The organism is Sphingobacteriaceae bacterium (assembly GCA_016715905.1).
Lineage (GTDB): Bacteria > Bacteroidota > Bacteroidia > B-17B0 > Aurantibacillaceae > Aurantibacillus.
This window is the reverse complement of record JADJXI010000003.1, coordinates 59,622-76,373: the sequence shown is the minus strand read 5'-3', so window position 1 is coordinate 76,373 and position 16,752 is coordinate 59,622. Positions and strand designations below refer to the sequence as shown.

General features: G+C 34.0%; 23 protein-coding genes. 18 read left to right on the top strand and 5 right to left on the bottom strand.

Going from position 1 to position 16,752, the window contains the following annotated elements; genetic code table 11:
- Position 1: 1 nt before the first annotated feature.
- Entirely contained in the window at positions 2–577 is a 576-nt protein-coding gene (locus tag IPM51_00650) for a nicotinate-nucleotide adenylyltransferase (GenBank protein ID MBK9282809.1), read from the top strand.
- An 8-nt stretch (positions 578–585) separates the two neighbouring features.
- Here IPM51_00650 and IPM51_00645 read toward each other — a convergent pair whose 3' ends face one another.
- Positions 586–1,308 (bottom strand): hypothetical protein, encoded by a 723-nt coding sequence (locus IPM51_00645; protein ID MBK9282808.1) that lies wholly within the window; start codon positions 1,306–1,308, stop codon positions 586–588.
- Positions 1,309–1,351: 43 nt separating this feature from the next.
- Here IPM51_00645 and IPM51_00640 point away from each other — a divergent pair, with 43 nt between their 5' ends.
- The gene (locus IPM51_00640) at positions 1,352–2,221 is read left to right on the top strand and encodes a DMT family transporter (protein ID MBK9282807.1); all 870 of its coding nucleotides are present in this window, start codon (positions 1,352–1,354) and stop codon (positions 2,219–2,221) included.
- A 99-nt stretch (positions 2,222–2,320) separates the two neighbouring features.
- Positions 2,321–3,229 carry a M20/M25/M40 family metallo-hydrolase gene (locus tag IPM51_00635; protein MBK9282806.1) on the top strand — a complete coding sequence of 303 codons (909 nt, stop codon included), beginning with the start codon at positions 2,321–2,323 and terminating at the stop codon, positions 3,227–3,229.
- Between the two features lie 17 nt (positions 3,230–3,246).
- On the opposite strand, the gene IPM51_00630 is transcribed toward IPM51_00635, so the two are convergent.
- Positions 3,247–4,080, bottom strand: coding sequence for a DUF1571 domain-containing protein (locus tag IPM51_00630; GenBank protein ID MBK9282805.1), 834 nt, complete (start codon positions 4,078–4,080; stop codon positions 3,247–3,249).
- A gap of 58 nt (positions 4,081–4,138) precedes the next feature.
- Here IPM51_00630 and kdsB point away from each other — a divergent pair, with 58 nt between their 5' ends.
- The 3 genes from kdsB (at position 4,139) to IPM51_00615 (ending at position 6,460) form a co-directional block, all read left to right on the top strand.
- Positions 4,139–4,882 carry a 3-deoxy-manno-octulosonate cytidylyltransferase gene (kdsB, locus tag IPM51_00625; protein MBK9282804.1) on the top strand — a complete coding sequence of 248 codons (744 nt, stop codon included), beginning with the start codon at positions 4,139–4,141 and terminating at the stop codon, positions 4,880–4,882.
- 62 nt (positions 4,883–4,944) lie between these two features.
- Positions 4,945–5,949, top strand: coding sequence for a T9SS type A sorting domain-containing protein (locus IPM51_00620; GenBank protein ID MBK9282803.1), 1,005 nt, complete (start codon positions 4,945–4,947; stop codon positions 5,947–5,949).
- Positions 5,950–6,019: 70 nt separating this feature from the next.
- Complete coding sequence (locus IPM51_00615) at positions 6,020–6,460, top strand: GatB/YqeY domain-containing protein (protein MBK9282802.1); 441 nt, start codon at positions 6,020–6,022, stop codon at positions 6,458–6,460.
- A 77-nt stretch (positions 6,461–6,537) separates the two neighbouring features.
- Here IPM51_00615 and IPM51_00610 read toward each other — a convergent pair whose 3' ends face one another.
- From IPM51_00610 to IPM51_00600, 3 genes are all read right to left on the bottom strand, one after another.
- Entirely contained in the window at positions 6,538–7,347 is an 810-nt protein-coding gene (locus tag IPM51_00610) for an energy transducer TonB (protein MBK9282801.1), read from the bottom strand.
- A gap of 151 nt (positions 7,348–7,498) precedes the next feature.
- Positions 7,499–8,455 carry a PorP/SprF family type IX secretion system membrane protein gene (locus tag IPM51_00605; protein ID MBK9282800.1) on the bottom strand — a complete coding sequence of 319 codons (957 nt, stop codon included), beginning with the start codon at positions 8,453–8,455 and terminating at the stop codon, positions 7,499–7,501.
- Complete coding sequence (locus IPM51_00600) at positions 8,452–9,021, bottom strand: gliding motility-associated C-terminal domain-containing protein (GenBank protein ID MBK9282799.1); 570 nt, start codon at positions 9,019–9,021, stop codon at positions 8,452–8,454. The genes IPM51_00605 and IPM51_00600 overlap by 4 nt, the downstream gene beginning before the upstream one ends.
- Positions 9,022–9,104: 83 nt before the next feature.
- Between IPM51_00600 and IPM51_00595 the strand changes: the two genes are divergently transcribed.
- The 12 genes from IPM51_00595 to IPM51_00540 all read left to right on the top strand — a co-directional run bounded on the left by IPM51_00595 (position 9,105) and on the right by IPM51_00540 (position 16,722).
- Positions 9,105–10,046 carry a GNAT family N-acetyltransferase gene (locus tag IPM51_00595; GenBank protein MBK9282798.1) on the top strand — a complete coding sequence of 314 codons (942 nt, stop codon included), beginning with the start codon at positions 9,105–9,107 and terminating at the stop codon, positions 10,044–10,046.
- Positions 10,043–10,654, top strand: a complete 612-nt coding sequence (locus tag IPM51_00590) for a YihA family ribosome biogenesis GTP-binding protein (GenBank protein MBK9282797.1) — start codon at positions 10,043–10,045, stop codon at positions 10,652–10,654. Before IPM51_00595 ends, IPM51_00590 begins: the two co-directional genes overlap by 4 nt.
- Positions 10,651–10,980 (top strand): hypothetical protein, encoded by a 330-nt coding sequence (locus IPM51_00585; protein MBK9282796.1) that lies wholly within the window; start codon positions 10,651–10,653, stop codon positions 10,978–10,980. The genes IPM51_00590 and IPM51_00585 overlap by 4 nt, the downstream gene beginning before the upstream one ends.
- Position 10,981: 1 nt before the next feature.
- On the top strand, positions 10,982–11,758 hold the full coding sequence (locus IPM51_00580; GenBank protein MBK9282795.1) for an SOS response-associated peptidase: 777 nt from the start codon (positions 10,982–10,984) through the stop codon (positions 11,756–11,758).
- A gap of 72 nt (positions 11,759–11,830) precedes the next feature.
- Positions 11,831–13,204, top strand: coding sequence for a SpoIIE family protein phosphatase (locus IPM51_00575; protein ID MBK9282794.1), 1,374 nt, complete (start codon positions 11,831–11,833; stop codon positions 13,202–13,204).
- The gene (locus IPM51_00570) at positions 13,201–13,770 is read left to right on the top strand and encodes a hypothetical protein (protein ID MBK9282793.1); all 570 of its coding nucleotides are present in this window, start codon (positions 13,201–13,203) and stop codon (positions 13,768–13,770) included. The genes IPM51_00575 and IPM51_00570 overlap by 4 nt, the downstream gene beginning before the upstream one ends.
- A gap of 144 nt (positions 13,771–13,914) precedes the next feature.
- Positions 13,915–14,340: a hypothetical protein gene (locus tag IPM51_00565; protein MBK9282792.1), complete on the top strand. Its 426-nt coding sequence runs from the start codon at positions 13,915–13,917 to the stop codon at positions 14,338–14,340.
- Positions 14,341–14,342: 2 nt separating this feature from the next.
- Positions 14,343–14,978: a class I SAM-dependent methyltransferase gene (locus IPM51_00560; GenBank protein ID MBK9282791.1), complete on the top strand. Its 636-nt coding sequence runs from the start codon at positions 14,343–14,345 to the stop codon at positions 14,976–14,978.
- Positions 14,979–14,981: 3 nt separating this feature from the next.
- Positions 14,982–15,455 (top strand): GyrI-like domain-containing protein, encoded by a 474-nt coding sequence (locus IPM51_00555; GenBank protein ID MBK9282790.1) that lies wholly within the window; start codon positions 14,982–14,984, stop codon positions 15,453–15,455.
- A gap of 75 nt (positions 15,456–15,530) precedes the next feature.
- Positions 15,531–15,926 carry a polymer-forming cytoskeletal protein gene (locus tag IPM51_00550; GenBank protein ID MBK9282789.1) on the top strand — a complete coding sequence of 132 codons (396 nt, stop codon included), beginning with the start codon at positions 15,531–15,533 and terminating at the stop codon, positions 15,924–15,926.
- Positions 15,927–15,981: 55 nt separating this feature from the next.
- Positions 15,982–16,341 carry a DUF1801 domain-containing protein gene (locus tag IPM51_00545; protein ID MBK9282788.1) on the top strand — a complete coding sequence of 120 codons (360 nt, stop codon included), beginning with the start codon at positions 15,982–15,984 and terminating at the stop codon, positions 16,339–16,341.
- Positions 16,342–16,347: 6 nt separating this feature from the next.
- Positions 16,348–16,722 (top strand): hypothetical protein, encoded by a 375-nt coding sequence (locus IPM51_00540; GenBank protein ID MBK9282787.1) that lies wholly within the window; start codon positions 16,348–16,350, stop codon positions 16,720–16,722.
- Positions 16,723–16,752 lie beyond the last annotated feature (30 nt).

Genomic DNA, 16,752 nt, shown 5'->3' with positions numbered 1-16,752 from the left:
CATGAACATTGGATTATTTTTTGGTTCCTTTAATCCTATTCATATCGGACATTTAGCCATAGCTAATTACATGGCTTATTTTACGGAATTAGATGAAGTGTGGTTGGTGCTTTCCCCGCATAATCCATTAAAAAATAAAGCGGGACTTTTAAATCAAAACGAAAGACTTCACTTGATTAATCTGGCTTTAGATTTTAATCCAAAAATAAAAGTAAGTACTATTGAGTTTCAACTTGCTCAACCATCCTATACCATTAATACTCTTGCCCATTTAAAGGAAAAACATCCCGACAAAAAATTCAGTTTAATTATGGGTCAGGATAATCTAGCTACTTTTCACAAATGGAAAAACTACGAACAGATTTTGGCGAACCACAAAATTTTTGTGTATCCCCGAACTTCTGCTATAGCTTCTGAATTCGACAACCATGAAAAAGTGCAATTTACTCAGGCGCCCATTATGGAAATTTCATCCACCTTTATTAGGAATGCAGTAAAGGATAAAAAAAATGTTGCTTATTTTTTGCATCCCAAAGTTTGGGAATACATTAACGGATCAAACCTTTTCAGTAAATAAAAGCCGAACTACCGATATTTATGGGTAACATAAACCGGCATGTCTTTTATATACCCTTTAATGGCCTCGGCGCTCATAAAATGGTTTTGGTAATGTCTGAAGTAATGCGCATAAGCTCTTGCGTTGTGCCAACGATCAATGTGTAATTTCACTTCCTCTTCCATACTGAGTGCTAATAATAAATAACCACAACCAATTTCTAATACTTTCATGTCGTTATCATGATCAATTTTTTTGCGACTTCTCCTACTCAGTTGCCTAAAATGCCAGCCAACTAAATTAAAAAAGCCATCGGTGCTTAATTCTTTTACATTACCCATTTCGCTGGCAATCATTCCTAATTGAGAATTGAAATGTAAATTGTGTAGTAATACACTATCTAAAGTTGGATTAGATTTGGTGCTGAAAATAACTTTATAGGTACGATTTTCAGGAGCCTGGAAAAAACACCAGAAAGAGGGTTTCACATGTGTAACTCGTTTCGATTTTTTAAAAATCACTTTTATTTTATTGTACTCAATTTTTGTAAAAAACCGCATTACATAGTTAAAGTGCAAGGTGTAATCTTTTTTATACGAAGTATCTTTATAAATGAACTGAAGTTTTGAAACTGAATCCTTAAATAAAATTAAGGAATCTTCCGGCATGCTTTTATAATAAATATATTGAGCTTTTAATCCAAATCCTCCGAAAATCACTAAAAACAAAAAAAGAATGCGCTTTACTTTCATGGCGTAAAATTATCAAATAAATTCTATTTTTACTTTAAATTTCATGGTATCTGTATTTCTTGCGGTAACGCTAAGTGTTGTATTGCTGGTTTTATTTAAAACCTTTCCCCGATTCGGTGTAAACACCTTGGTGGCCATTGTTTTTAACTATCTTTTTGCTTTCTTATCCGGTTACCTTTTTGTTTATCAAAACATTCAAAATAACACGGTGGTTTTAAAACCATGGATGTGGTGGAGCATCCCCTTGGGTGTTTTATTTATTGCGGTGTTTTTTCTGATCTCCAAAACGGCTCAGTTGATCAGTATAGGTACAGCATCCATTTCCAATAAAATGAGTTTGGTTATTCCCTTCCTTGTTTCTGTTTTAATTTTAGATCAATCGGTAACTTATTTACAATTAGTTGGTGTTATTCTTTCACTTTTAGCCGTTTACTTAGCTTCTTCCAAATCGGAAAAGATAAACACCAAAAACTTACTACTGCCTTTTATGGTATTTTTGGGCAGCGGCTTAATTGATGCCTCATTAAATTTAATGAAGTCGTTTTACATAAACAGCAATGCCGAAAGTGCCTTATTTAGTGCACTCCTTTTTGGTTCGGCATTTATCATGGGAATGCTTACCCTAAACATGCTTGCCCTTAATCAGAAAATAAAGTACTCCGAAATCATATCGCTTAAAAACATGCTTGGAGGTGTTTTATTAGGTATACCCAATTACTTTAGCATTTACTTTATTTTTAAAGCCTTGGATGAAGGAATCATGAATAGCGCATCATTGTTTCCGGTGCTTAATGTTTGTAATGTTGCTTTAGCCACCCTTATCGGTTTCATCTTCTTTCACGAAAAATTAAATAAATCAAATATTGCCGGAATAGTAATGGCAATTCTGGCTATTTACCTGATTTCTTCTTGATTTAACCCTATTAATTTTTAAAAAATAACGGGTAGTCTTAAACAACACTTATCTTTATAAAAAAAATTTATGTCAGTAAAATACGATACGCTTAAATTAATGTGCCATATTCCGGCTACCAGCGGTAATGAAATTGCCATGAAACAGTTTTTGCTTTATTATATTAAGTCGCACGTTTCTGAATGGAAAACAAAACCGGTTATTTACGAAGGCAAAGGCTTTGGCGACAATATCATACTGGTTTTTGGAAAACCGCGAACGGCCATTTTTGCCCACATGGATAATATTGGATTTACTGTTCGATACGGTAAAGGTTTGGTGAAGATTGGCGGACCGGTTGCTAAATCGGGATTTCAATTAATCGGACAGGACAGTAAGGGAATACAGGAAGTTGAACTTAAAGTAACAGAAAATAAAAAAACCGGAGTAAAAAAACTGGAGTACAAAGGGAAAAGAAATTTTGAAACAGGAACCGATTTGAGTTTTAAACCCAATTGGAGAGAATCGAAAGATTTTATTCAATGTTGTTATATGGATAACCGTTTGGGCATTTATAACGCACTCAAAGTTGCCGAAACTTTAAAAAACGGAGCCATAGTATTTAGTACATACGAAGAACATGGAGGAGGCAGCGTACAGTATCTGCAAAAATTTTTGCAAAAAAAATACAAGATTACTCAGGCATTAATTTCGGACATCAGTTGGATTTCGGATGGAGTAAAATTTGCAAAAGGACCGGTTATTAGTTTAAGAGATAGTTTAATTCCACGTAAAAGTTTTGTAAATAAAATTTTATCCATAGCGAAAAAAACAAACTGCAAATATCAATTGGAAGTAGAAGGTGCTGGAGGAAGCGATGCCGGGCCTTTGCAAATGAGTGACAATCCCTGGGATTGGTGTTTTGTGGGTGCAGCCGAAGAAAATGTACATACCCCGGATGAGAAAGTACATAAAAAAGATATTGAAGCCATGATAAAACTATATCAGGAGTTAATGAAGGCGCTTTAAATTAAAAGTGATAGTTTTTATTGTCGCGAAAATTCTTCAGTATTAATAACTCCGTTTTTCACAATATCAGAAAATGTATAATTTTCAAATATTCCCATTTCATCATAAAGAGAAATCTCAATGGGTAACATCATTTTCTCATCAATAAAAAGAACCGCTTTTTTACAGTACAAATTTGGAATTTGAATTGTTCTCCCCTTTTTTAAATACCCGAAATCATTTACCAAATCATTGTGATATCGGATTAAGTAATCATTTACAATATTTGTGTAAGCAATAGAAGTCACAGTCTCTTTCTCTTTTACCACATAATTTACATAACCATACGATTTATTTTCATATTCAATGTAATGGCATTTTTTACCGTTTCGGGTTACTAATCCATGGTAACGGAAATGTTTGGTACCTTCTTTATCTTTGCTAATTGTTAAGGCTACCGATTTGCCTATAAAATCAAATCCCAGTTCATGTATGGTATAATGTTGATTTTTGCGCATCAGATTTCCACGCGGATCCAATAACATGGTGAAATACGGAAAAACATGCGGTTTAACTATGGCTTTATCTCCATTTTCCTTTTCAATAAATAAAATTTCCAGTTTCTTTTGGGGATTGATGAAATATAATTTTCGGGGACTCGTTTGCAGTTTGATTTCTGAATTGGCTGATAAATACTTTTTCTCTATTCGTTCCAGTGCAAAAATTTTCACGCGTAAAGTTTGGATATTTTTGATGGAATCGTTCATTTGCGATAATAATTTAACTGCATTAACCTCGTCTTTACCTGAAAAGGAGCACAACAATATCGCCGGTATTAAAACGGGATAAAAATAATAACCAAACCGTTTCATAATATTTTGCTAAGTTACCTAATACTTTTTACTTATTTTTGAAATCAATAAGCAACACATGAAAATTATAGGCATTATACCGGCACGCTATGCCTCTACCCGTTTTCCGGGTAAAGCCCTGGCTTTAATTCACGGCAAAAGCATGTTGCAAAGAGTATATGAACAAGCTACAAAAGCAAAAAGTTTAGCTGAAGTTATTATAGCTACCGATGATGAAAGAATTATGAATCACGCCCATGAATTCGGAGCAAAAACAGTGATGACCAAAACAGAACACATTAGCGGAACCGACCGGTGTTATGAGGCTTACGTGTTAAATAATAAAAATTACGATTACGTTTTAAATATTCAAGGCGATGAACCTTTTCTTGATCCCGAACAAATAAATTCACTCGCCGCTATATGTGATGGCAAAACAAAAATTGCAACGCAAATGATTAAGTGTAATGATTACGAAACCTTGTTTGATGCCGGAGAAGTAAAAATTACATTAAACCACAAAAACGAAGCTATTTATTTCAGCAGAAACGTTATTCCATATTTAAAAGGCGTGAATGAAAAACAATGGCACAGCCAATTTAACTATTACCGTCATGTAGGTATGTATGCTTACAAAGCGAACATTTTAGCCGAAATTACACAACTCAAGCCCTCTTCACTTGAAAAAGCCGAGTCTTTGGAACAACTCCGATGGATTGAAAATGGCTATGCGATTAAATGCGCAGAAACCAATTTTGACAGCCATTGTATTGACACGCCGGGCGACATTGAAAAAGTGTTAAAATTATTGAAATTAATCTAAGCTTTTTAAAACGCTAAAAACAAGGGCAATTTTTTATATATTTGCTTATACAATTAAAAAATATGAAAAAAATTTATTCACTTATTTTATTGAGCTTTGTTTTATTAAACGTTCAGGCTCAAATTACCATCACCAAAGCTAATCACGAACCCTTACAAGGAGACCAATACGGAACCTGGCAAATTGATTCAACTACAGTTAGTGCAGGATCAAACACAGCTTCTGAAAGTTGGAGTTTCGCAATTGTTACACATAGTTCTTTAGGTCAAAATTATACGGTTACTGCATCAAGTAATACCATTTGGCCATCTGCAAGTGTTGCAGTAAGCTCGTCCACTTTACCGGGTTCGTTTTATAGTTCTACTGCCAATGATTTAAAATACTGGGGTGGAAATTTAACTTTAGGCGATATTTCAGCCGAGTTGCGTTTTGCTAACGCTGCTTCCTATATGGCTTATCCTACTTCTTTAAATGGCGGTACAACTAGTCCTATTTCCGGTTCGATTACTACATTAGGCCAAAGTGGAACATTTACCGGTGTATGTACTGTAACTGCACTTGCTACAGGAACTATGGCTCTACCTGCAAAAACCTTCAGCAATGTTATTAGAGTAACTACCGGTGTAGTAATTAGCTTTACAGCCGGAGGAATTCCGGGCAATGCCCAACAGGTGGTTGAAGACTTTTATTCTTTATCAGATTCTAAATATCCTATTGTTACCATTAATACCTCAACCCTTTCTGGTTTAGGTACATCTGTTCAGAAATATGCCTACGTTCAGAAAAACTACAATACGGTGGGTATTAAGGATAACAGCGTTCAAAACATTAACCTCAATGTTTTCCCAAATCCTGCCAGCACACAAGTGAATTTTAGTACCCCAAGTGATTTAGCCAAGCAAGTGGATATTTTTGATTTAACCGGTAAAAAGGTAGAATCTATTTTACTTCAAAACGGCAAAGCACAGTTGAATGTAAGCGATTACAATAATGGTTTGTATCTATTCAAATTAACCGATGGCGGTAATCGCTCGCTTAAGTCTGGAAGAATTACTGTTAATCATTAATAAACTCATTTTTATTTCCGCCCTTTCGGATAAACCGGAAGGGCGGTTTTATTTCAAGCAAATCCTAATTATGAATATTGAAGAACAAATAAATACGGATATTAAATCCGCCATGCTGGCCAAAGAGGCAAAAAAACTGGAAGCCTTAAGAGCTATAAAATCAGTTATCCTTTTATTAAAAACCTCACCGGAAGGTTTAAGCGAAGATTCGGTGAACAAGGCCCTTCAAAAAGAAGTGAAGAAGCGTAAAGAAAGTGCTGAAATTTATAAAACGCAAAACCGGGCAGATTTAGAAGAAACCGAACTTTTTCAAGCGAATGTTATGGAAGCCTATCTTCCTAAACAATTAAGTGAAGAAGAAATAAAAGCAGAACTTCAAAAAATAATTACACAAGTAGGCGCTAACGGTGCGGGTGATATGGGTAAAGTAATGGGCGCAGCCTCCAAAGCCTTTGCCGGAAAAGCAGATAATAAAATTGTTTCTGCATTAGTGAAACAACTTTTAGGATAAAAGAAAAGGGCTTTAAAAAAGCCCTTTTTTGTTATGTAAAAAACCTCAACAATCCTTACAATTGAGGCAGACAAAACTCAACGATATTTAAAGCTGATGGGTAAGGTATAATACACTTTCACCGGTTTTCCATTCATCATGCCGGGTTTTTTAAATGCAGGAATACTACTTACCACCCGAATAGCTTCCACTTCCATTCCAAAACCCACTTTATTTAATGCTTCGGCTTTGGATACTTTTCCATTTTCATCTACAACAAATCGCACATGTACCGTTCCATCTTTTCCGGCATCCCGAGCTTGTTCCGGGAATTTTAAATGTGAACTCAGGTGGGCGTAAAGTGCTTTTAAACCGCCTTCAAATTCAGGAGAAGAATCGGCAATCATATGCACTTCATTGTTTCCTCCTGTTGTTAATGTTCCTGTTTCACTTCCTGTTCCCGAATTCGTATTGGTGGTACTTACATTTGTTGAGGAGCTTGTATTGCTGCTACCCAAATTCATATTTTCATTCGTAACGGTATTCGTATTAACTACCGCTGTATCGGAAATATTGGTACTAATTGCCGAAGAAACTGCAGATGCACTTTTAGGTTTAGGAGCCGGATCGGGTGCAGCTTTGGGTTGTGGTTTTTCCAAATTAAAAATTACTTCTTTAAAATTTGGTATATCAGTCGGGATAATTTGTTCATTGCTGAATGAATCTCCCCGATGAACGCTGTAATAAGCCATACTTAATATTAAACCCATTCCCAAAATCATCCAGGAGAGTGCTTTTACCACTGTATTTCCATACTGCGAACGAAGGATGTAGGCCCCGTATGATCTATTTTTATTCATAAAAATAATCTCGTTCATTTTTTGCTGGTTGTTTAGTAAGTAGCTCATAACATTGAATTTTAATGATTGATTTACTATTATGATGTAAAGTTAAGTCCGATTCCATAAATTATTTTAGGGAATCTTAAAAGCGGTGCTTTCTGTTTGTTAAGTGGAGCTTATTTCGATAAAACTGGAAAAAAAGAATATTCTTTTTTATTTAAAATGTACAATCATCAACTACTCTTGCGGTTTTTTTGCTGATAGTTTCACCATTGAAAACAGGTGTGAATGCAATCATGACTTCGCCCGTGTGGGGTGCGGCTTTAAACATTTTATTTATGGCCAAGTCATAAGCTAATCCTACATTAAACTTTCTGGCTAATCTAAATTGTATTATTCCGCATACAAAATTTTTATTTCGAATACTTACGCCAAAACCAACTAGTTTGCTTACATAATCCATTATATTTAATTCAGCCGAAGGAACGCCGGTAAAAGATCCTTTTACATTGGCTGCAATAACTAGGGAATTATAATAATTTAATTTGGTTTTAATTCCGGTAGTGAAATTATAGTGAGGCCAAACACGTGAAGGGCTTCCGATTTTTCCACCTATCCCTTTTTGCGAATAAATACTTACCTGTTGTAAACAAATACCGGCAAAAAAATTACGTTTGGTAATTCGGATACCTGGAACTATATCCGGATAGGCAATAATTGAGCCGGCACTATTTTGCACGGCGGGATCATTTCTATCCAAATTATTTAAAGCTAAACGATACTGTTTTATACCGGCAAATACGCCGGCCGCTAAAACCGTTTTACTGGCAATAACTTTATGAAAGGTATATGACAACCAAACATCATTGTGTACAAAATTTCCGTTTTGATCCTGATCAATATACATGCCCACATTATGCCATTTACTATAAGCGCGTGGCGGAACAAAATTATAATTAAATGAAACAAAGGTTGATTTGGGGTTGTTAGGTACACCTATATATTGAGTTCTTGCCCCAAATATTATTTCAAACGGTGCTGCCAGTGAAGTACCCGAAGAAGCCGGATTGTAACCAATTTTATTAAACGTAAACTGCGTGTATTGCGGAAATTGCTGTGCGTTTATAATTTTACCACAGATTAAAAAGAGAAATATGTACTTACACTTTTTCATCTTAATAAAGTAAAGCTTCCCTTTAATGGTTTACCGTCATTGGCTTTAAAATAAAATGCATAATAATAAGTTCCATCCGCAGCGTTTAGCCCACCCGATTTGCCATCCCAGGGCTTAAAAGTGTTGTTTATTTTATGAACCTGCTGTCCCCATTTATTAAAGATGTATAATTCAAATTCGGGGTAAAACTCGGTACGATAAACTTCCCACGTATCATTGTAATTATCGCCGTTAGGCGTAAAATGACTTTCAAATATAATCTCACATTCGATTTTTTCTATTTTGAAATTTATTGTTGTATCCAATTTATTTTTAATATTAATAATCACATTATAATCTCCTGCTACCAATTCATTGATTGAGAATACGCCCGATTGTCCGTTGCTCCAACTTAACGTAATGGTGTCATTAGTTTGTATTCCATCAATTTGCACTCCGGCTGCACCTTTATAACAACTTTCGGGTTGATTGGATGATGTGAAAGTGTAAGAATTCTGGGAAAAATAATTAAACGGAATTAAGCAAAAAATAAAAAAAATACAACTTATAATTATTCCCTTTTCCATTTAAAAACTAAAGATACAAAAATACTTTTCTTAATTTTGAAATGCGCATATTCTTCGTTATTAAATGTATCTTTAAAAACTTTATGGAAACGATAATTGATAAAATCAGTAAAGAGGCTTTACAGGATGAGCTTAACAAAGAGCGTTTTGTAAGAAAAACCAATAATGGTAATAATGCAATATATATTATTAATCATAAGAATTCGCCTCAGGTGATGCAGGAAATTGGCCGTTTACGGGAAGTTACTTTCAGGCATGCCGGAGGAGGCACCGGAAAATCGGTTGATTTGGATGAATTTGACGTGAGTGAACATCCTTATCAGCAATTATTGGTTTGGAATCCGGAGGATAAGGAGATTGTTGGGGCATATCGTTTTATTTTATGCAAAGATGCGGAATACCGAAATGGTAAAGTTCATTTAGCGGTTACTGAACTCTTTAATTTTCATGAAAAGTTTTACCAAGAGTATTTACCCTATACCATAGAATTGGGGAGATCCTTTATTCAGCCACTTTATCAACCTAGTGAACAATTCCGAAAAGGTCTATTCAGCTTAGATAATTTATGGGATGGTTTAGGCGCCATCGTAATTGATAATCCGTCACAGAAACATTTTTACGGTAAGGTAACCATGTATACCGATTTTAATGTGCAGGCCAGAGATTATATTTTATCCTTTTTAAAACATTATTTTCCGGACCCCGACAACATGGTTACTCCAATTCATACTGTTGAATTAAAATCTGATGTCACTGAATTTTTAAATGAACTTGCTAAATTAAATTACAAAGAAGGACATGCACTCTTAAACAAAAACGTAAGAGCCTTGGGCGAAAATATTCCGCCTTTGGTTAATGCATATATGAATTTAAGTCCAACCATGAAAAGTTTTGGTACTGCCATCAACCCAACATTTGGCGGAGTGGAAGAAACCGGTATTTTGGTTACGATTGCTGATATTTACGAAAGTAAAAAAGACCGGCATTTAAACACTTATATTAAAGAGTTACAAAACAGAGCTTGATTATTTCAAAAGCCATATTTAAAAAAAGCGCGGCAGCATTAGCAGATTGTCCTAAGGGAACTATACCTGAATTTGCGTTTATTGGAAGAAGTAATGTGGGCAAATCTTCTTTAATCAACATGCTTTGTAATAATAACAAATTAGCAAAAACATCTGCAACGCCCGGTAAAACCAAATTGCTCAATTTTTTTCTCATTAATGAAAGATGGCATTTAGTAGATTTACCCGGATATGGTTATGCAAAGAGTTCAAAATCAGATTTAGAAAAATTTGAAAAACTAATAAGCGATTATTGCCTTCGAAGAGAAAATTTAAGTTGTTTGTTTATTTTAATTGACAGTAGATTGCCCCTTCAACACATTGACTTAGAATTTATGCAATGGTGCGCTTTAAAAGAAATTCCGTTTGCAATTTTGTATACCAAGGCTGATAAAAATTCGAAAAACGAATTAGCCAAAAATATTAATAAAATTGAGAAGGAATTACTCAACCATTGGAATGAATTACCCAATAGTTTCATTACCTCTGCCGAAAAAAGAACCGGTAAGGAGGATGTGCTGGAATTTATTCAGCATCTACTTAATGAAATTAAAGATGAAGAAGAATGAGCAGTGATTGGCAAATATTACAAACAAATTTAAAAGACAGATTTGGCAGTGAAGTAGACATTGATTCTTTACTTTATTTAATTGGCATCAATGAACTCGGCAAACTTTTTCGTAAATTCAAAAAAGATCAGAAAGTTGAAATTATGCATATCGCCATTTGCACTTTGCTTGAGCCTTATGGTTTTTATGAATATATCGGACTTGATGAAGAAGGCTGGCCACATTGGAACTTAAAAGAGGAAATCCCTTTTTTAGATTCGAAACAGCAAAACAAACTAATGGTTGATGCCATAATTGATTATTTTAAAAAAGGAGAGTTTATTTGAAATGTGTTACGACGTCACATCCGGATTAAAAGCACTCATTAAATATGCCAAACACCGTAGAGATGATCCTGCATATATCGCCGCTCTTGAAAAAAAATTAGAAACCTGGATAAAAGAACTGCCTTCGCATCATTACGTAAGTGGATTTGCTCACCCCAAATTAATGGTTTTCACCAACGAAAAACCGGATGAGCCGCAAGCTTTTTATTGGGGGTTAATTCCAGCCTGGGTTAAAGATATTCAAACAGCTAAAACCATCTCCAACCAAACTTTAAATGCAAAATGTGAAACTATTTTTGAAAAACCATCCTTCAGAAATGCTGCAAAAAATAAAAGATGTTTAATTTATTTGGACGGTTTTTTTGAACATCATCATCAAGGCTCAAAAACTTTTCCATTTTATATTCAATCTGTAATTGACGAACCCTTGGCCATCGCAGGTTTGTGGGAAGAATGGGTGAATAAAGAAACCGGCGAAATTGTTAATACCACCGCTATAGTCACCACCCGGGCAAATGGATTCATGAATAAAATTCACAATAATCCAAAATTGGAAATGCCCCGCATGCCCGTTATTTTAGATAAGGAAAAACAAGATGAATGGTTAAAGCCTTGCATATCTGATGATGACAAATTAAAATTATTGAATCTTTGTGTCCCGTACGCCGATGCAAATTTGAAATACCACAGTGTATCAAAATTAAAAGGCAAAAATGCAGTAGGTGATAACGAAAATGCACTAAAAGAATATAGCTATGAAGATTTATTCCCCTTTTAATTAATAATTCCGTTTTAAATAAACATTTGACAAATAGCTTATTTTTGTTACATTCATATACTGAATTGCTCTATGAATAAAATACGGAATTATTTTCTAAAAGATTTACTCGCAAAATCAAATGATCCTTTTGAAATAGCAAATACTTTGCTTTTATTTCGGCTGGTCATTTTTTTTATTGTTTGTTTTTCGCTTCCAATATTATCAGATTACATATTAGGCTATTACAAAGCCATGGTTCTTCATGTTTTGGCCTTATTGGCCATGTGTACTTTTCCTTTTATTCTTAAAAAACAGCAAAATACAAACCGGTCTGTTAATACTTTTTTTATTGTTGCATCCGTAATTTCCACGCTTACCTATATGGTGTTTGCCAACAATTCGGTAGATGCCATTAATATGGGTTGGCTTAGCTTTTTTGTTTTACTAAGCATAATTCTACAAAAAGGCTGGGTTCGCATTTTATTTTGTTTTTTCATCAATTGGATTCCGATTATTTATTTGGTTATTAATCACCAATTAAATGGCGCTCTTAATGTTCCATTTTTACTAGAAGAAACAGCTTCAGATCCTCCTATAGTTTTAGCACTTATTCCCTTAATGCTTATCGTTTATAGTGTGTGGGACAAAACAAATACTATTGAAAAAGCCCAACAAACTATCAGTTACCAAAAAAAAATAATTGATGAGAAGAATAAAGATATTATTGACAGTATACAATATGCTAAACGATTGCAAGAAGCACTTTTGCCGTCAACGTCTGACATTGAAAATGCATTAACCGATCATTTTATATTTTATTTGCCTAAAGATATTGTGGCCGGAGATTTTTACTGGTTTGAAAAAAATCAAGACTTTGCCTTCATTGCTGCAGCAGATTGTACCGGACATGGAGTGCCCGGTGCCATGATGTCGGTTTTATGTTCCGGAGCCCTATCCCGTTCCATTAAAGAGTTTAAGCTTTCAGAAACACATGAAATTTTAAATAAAACAAGCGAATTGGTTCGTGAAGCTTTTGTAAAAAATAAAGGGGACGTGAAAGATGGCATGGATATTTCTATACTTAGATTGAATCATAAAACAAAACAAATACAATGGAGCGGTGCAAATAATTCTCTTTGGTATATCAACAAAGGAGAATTAAAAGAAATCAAAGCCGATAAACAACACATAGGATACAACGAAAAACAATTGACATTCTCCAATCATAATTTTCATTTACCCGATAATTCCATGCTCTATTTATTTACCGATGGAATGGCTGATCAGTTTGGAGGAGAAAAAGGTAAAAAATATAAATACAAAAAATTGCAACAAACCTTATTAGACATTCATACCTTACCTTGTCAACAACAAAATCAAAAATTAAAAGAAGAATTCAACCGATGGAAAGGGAATCATGAGCAAGTAGACGATGTGTGTATCATAGGAATTAAAACAGCATGAAGCTTAAGCATCAGCCTTTAGTCAGATTATTACAGCAAGCATATTCAGCTGAAAAGGCTGCGGCATTTGCTTACATTGGCCATGCTAATTCAGTAAAAAATCCGTGGGAAAAAAAAGCGATAAAACAAATTGAATTGGATGAATGGCTCCATCGCAAAGAAGTTTTAGCAATTATGAATGAATATGATATCCCCGTTTCAAAATGGTTTGAAATCCGCTTTCACATCATTGGAAAAATTATTTCGGCAAGTTGTTATGTAATCGGATGGTTTATGCCCTATTATTTTGCAGGAAGACTGGAAAGCGGAAATGTTTGTGAATATTTCAGAATGAAAATTTGGTTTAATGAACTTGGAATTACCAAACACGATATTATACTTTATGAAATGGGAATTAAAGAAAAAGAACACGAAGTATATTTCCTGAATCAAATAAAAAATAATAAGTTACTTCCCTTTTTTGAAAAATTATTTATGTGGGGTAATAAAAAGGGCTTTAATGACATTGATTTGGAAAATAAATATCCGGTTGAAAAATCAGATGTTTATTGTCGGGCAAAAAAATAAAATTCCGTTTCTCCTTCAGCAAATTACCTAAATTGTATCTATTCAATACTGATATTATTGTTTAAAAAATCACATGAGTAATGCATAACTCCACTTTTGATTTATCATCGAAAAGTTTACATTTATCCAACGGAAGTTTTCATCATGAATCCAATAGTAAGAAACATTATAGCAGTAATCATTGGCGTTTTAGCCGGGGGCTCTTTAAATATGGGAATTATTATGATCAGCGGTAAAATTATTCCTCCTCCACATGGCGCTGATGTAACCACCATGGAAGGCTTAGTGGCCTCCATGCATTTATTTGAGCCTAAACATTTTTTAATGCCGTTTTTAGCGCATGCCTTAGGATCCTTTGCCGGAGCCGCTATTGCTGCTTTGATTGCTGCAACACATAAAATGAAATTTGCCATTTCCATAGGATGCTGGTATTTATTAGGAGGAACTATAAACGTTTTTATGCTCCCTTCACCTACTTGGTTTAATATTACCGATCTAGCCTTAGCTTATATTCCAATGGCTTTTATTGCAGGCAAACTATTTATTAAAAACAATAAGCAAACAAATTAATAATGGATCATTATTTAGATACAATTTTAACCTGGGATAAGCTGGCAAAAGCCTATCAGGAAAAATTTATGAATATGGAATTGTATAATGAAAGTTATAATCTTTTCCTAAGTCATTTACCCAAAGAAAACGCCGAAATTTTTGAAATTGCCTGCGGACCCGGAAATATCACAAAATATTTAAAATCAAAACAACCTGATTTAAAAATTACTTCCAGCGATGTTTCTCCTTCTATGGTTCAATTGGCGAAACAAAATAATCCGGAAGTTGAATTCATTACCATGGATTGCCGAGATTTGAATAAACAAACGAATACGTATGACGGACTGATGTGTGGTTTTGTGTTGCCCTATTTAGCAAAAGAAGATGCCAAATTACTTATTCAAAATGCAAATCGTATTCTTAAAGAGAAAGGAATACTTTATTTAAGTGCAATTGAGGGGAATTATGAAAATTCTAAATTCGAAACCAGCAGTGACGGACATTATAAAATGCATATGCATTATTATTCAGAAGAATTTTTAACCCAGCTATTGAAAGAAAACAATTTTGAATTAATTAAAACTTTGTATGTAAATTATGAGGTTCCGGGAAAAGAAAATTCCACACACCTCATTCTACTTTCACGCAAAAAATAATTAATGGAATTTGAACGCAAATTTTTTCCGTCTAGTCGGTTTTTCGGACGCAGAAAAAAAATGAATTTGATAAACAATACTACTGAAAAACTTTGGTCTGAATTTATTCCTCTTCATAAAACAATTGACGATAGCATAGGAGATGAATTATTCTCCATTCAAAACTATCCTGAATTTTATTTTTCTGCATTTAATCCAAATCTTGAATTTGAAAAATGGGCCTGTAAACAAGTAAACTTAAACGCTCATTTACCAAAAAACATGGAAGAGTTAATCATTCCGCAAGGTGAATATGCCGTATTTCAATATAAAGGAAATCCACAAAAAGCACCGGCCTTCTTCATGAAAGTATTTAACGAAGTTCTTCCAAATGCCAGTTTAAAAATTGATAAGCGACCGCATTTTGAAATATTGGGAGAAAAATTTAACAAAAACGCTGACTCCTCGGAAGAAGAAATTTGGATTCCGATAAAATAATATAAGTTGAAGGGATATATTTGCGTATTCCAATTTAAAAGTTGAAATTACATTCATAAACTAAAAATTAAATTTATGAAATTCAAAAAATTATTAATGCTTGCAGGAATAAGCTTCCTTACCTTGCAACTATCGGCTCAGGATTTAAGAAAAGGCGGTTCAAGTTTTGGCAGAATCGAATCCAATGGTGATGTTCGCATTAACGGAAGCGTAAAAGGAAAATTTGAGTCCAATGGCGACATTCGTGTGAGTGGTAGCGTAAAAGGAAAAATCGAATCCAACGGCGATATTCGTAAAAACGGTTCAGTAATTGGTAAAGTTGAATCTAATGGCGATGTTAGAATTAGCGGTAGTGTGAAGGGCAAAGTGGAAGATAATGGGGATATCCGAAAAAACGGCAGTGTAATTGGTTCTGCTAAAGGTGTTAATAAGCGCGAAGCCGCGGTAATCTTCTTTTTTGATTTCTTTTAACTAATTATTATACTTTAATTGAAAAGGCAAAATTAGTTTTGCCTTTTTTTGTGAAATGAGTTTATCTATTGACCATTATATCCTATCACATCCAGAACCTATTCAAGGCTGCTTGTTATTTATCCGGAATTACATTTTATCCTTTCATCCGAATTTTGGTGAAACCTTAAAATATGGAATTCCTTTCTTTACTTTCAAAAACAAAAATTGTTGTTATCTGTCGGTAAACAAAAATAATATAGTTTATTTAGGTTTTATACATGGAAAATTATTAAAGCATCCTAAACTAAAAAAGGAAGGCAGAAAGATGGTAAAGGTATATTACTTAAACCCTGAACAAGATATTGATATACAAACTTTAAATGAACTTTTTCACTTGAATATTACGCAAATTGAATCCTTAATTAAGAAATAATCAGTTTTGCCTTTGATAATTATTGATTATTTTTGTTCCCTGAAGATTTTACAAAAATATTTATCCCTCTTTTTAACACTTATTTTCCTATGGGGGATGTTGCCTACGCATACACTTCACGATTTATTTGCAAACCATAATGACACCGAACATGCAACTTGCATTGAACATGATCACCAGAATGAAAAATCCATTGAATCTAAACATACACATTGTGCCTTTCTTACTTATCAAACAACGGCATTTGAGTCTACCCATTTAATTTTTATTGAAAAAGCCGACTTTGATTTATTTACTTCCCCTTTAAAAAACTATCAAAGTATTTCCTTTGATGATAATTCCAATTCTTTTCTTGTAAGAGGACCTCCCTACAACATTTAATTTTTCAGGATTAAATTAATTCGCGGTTTC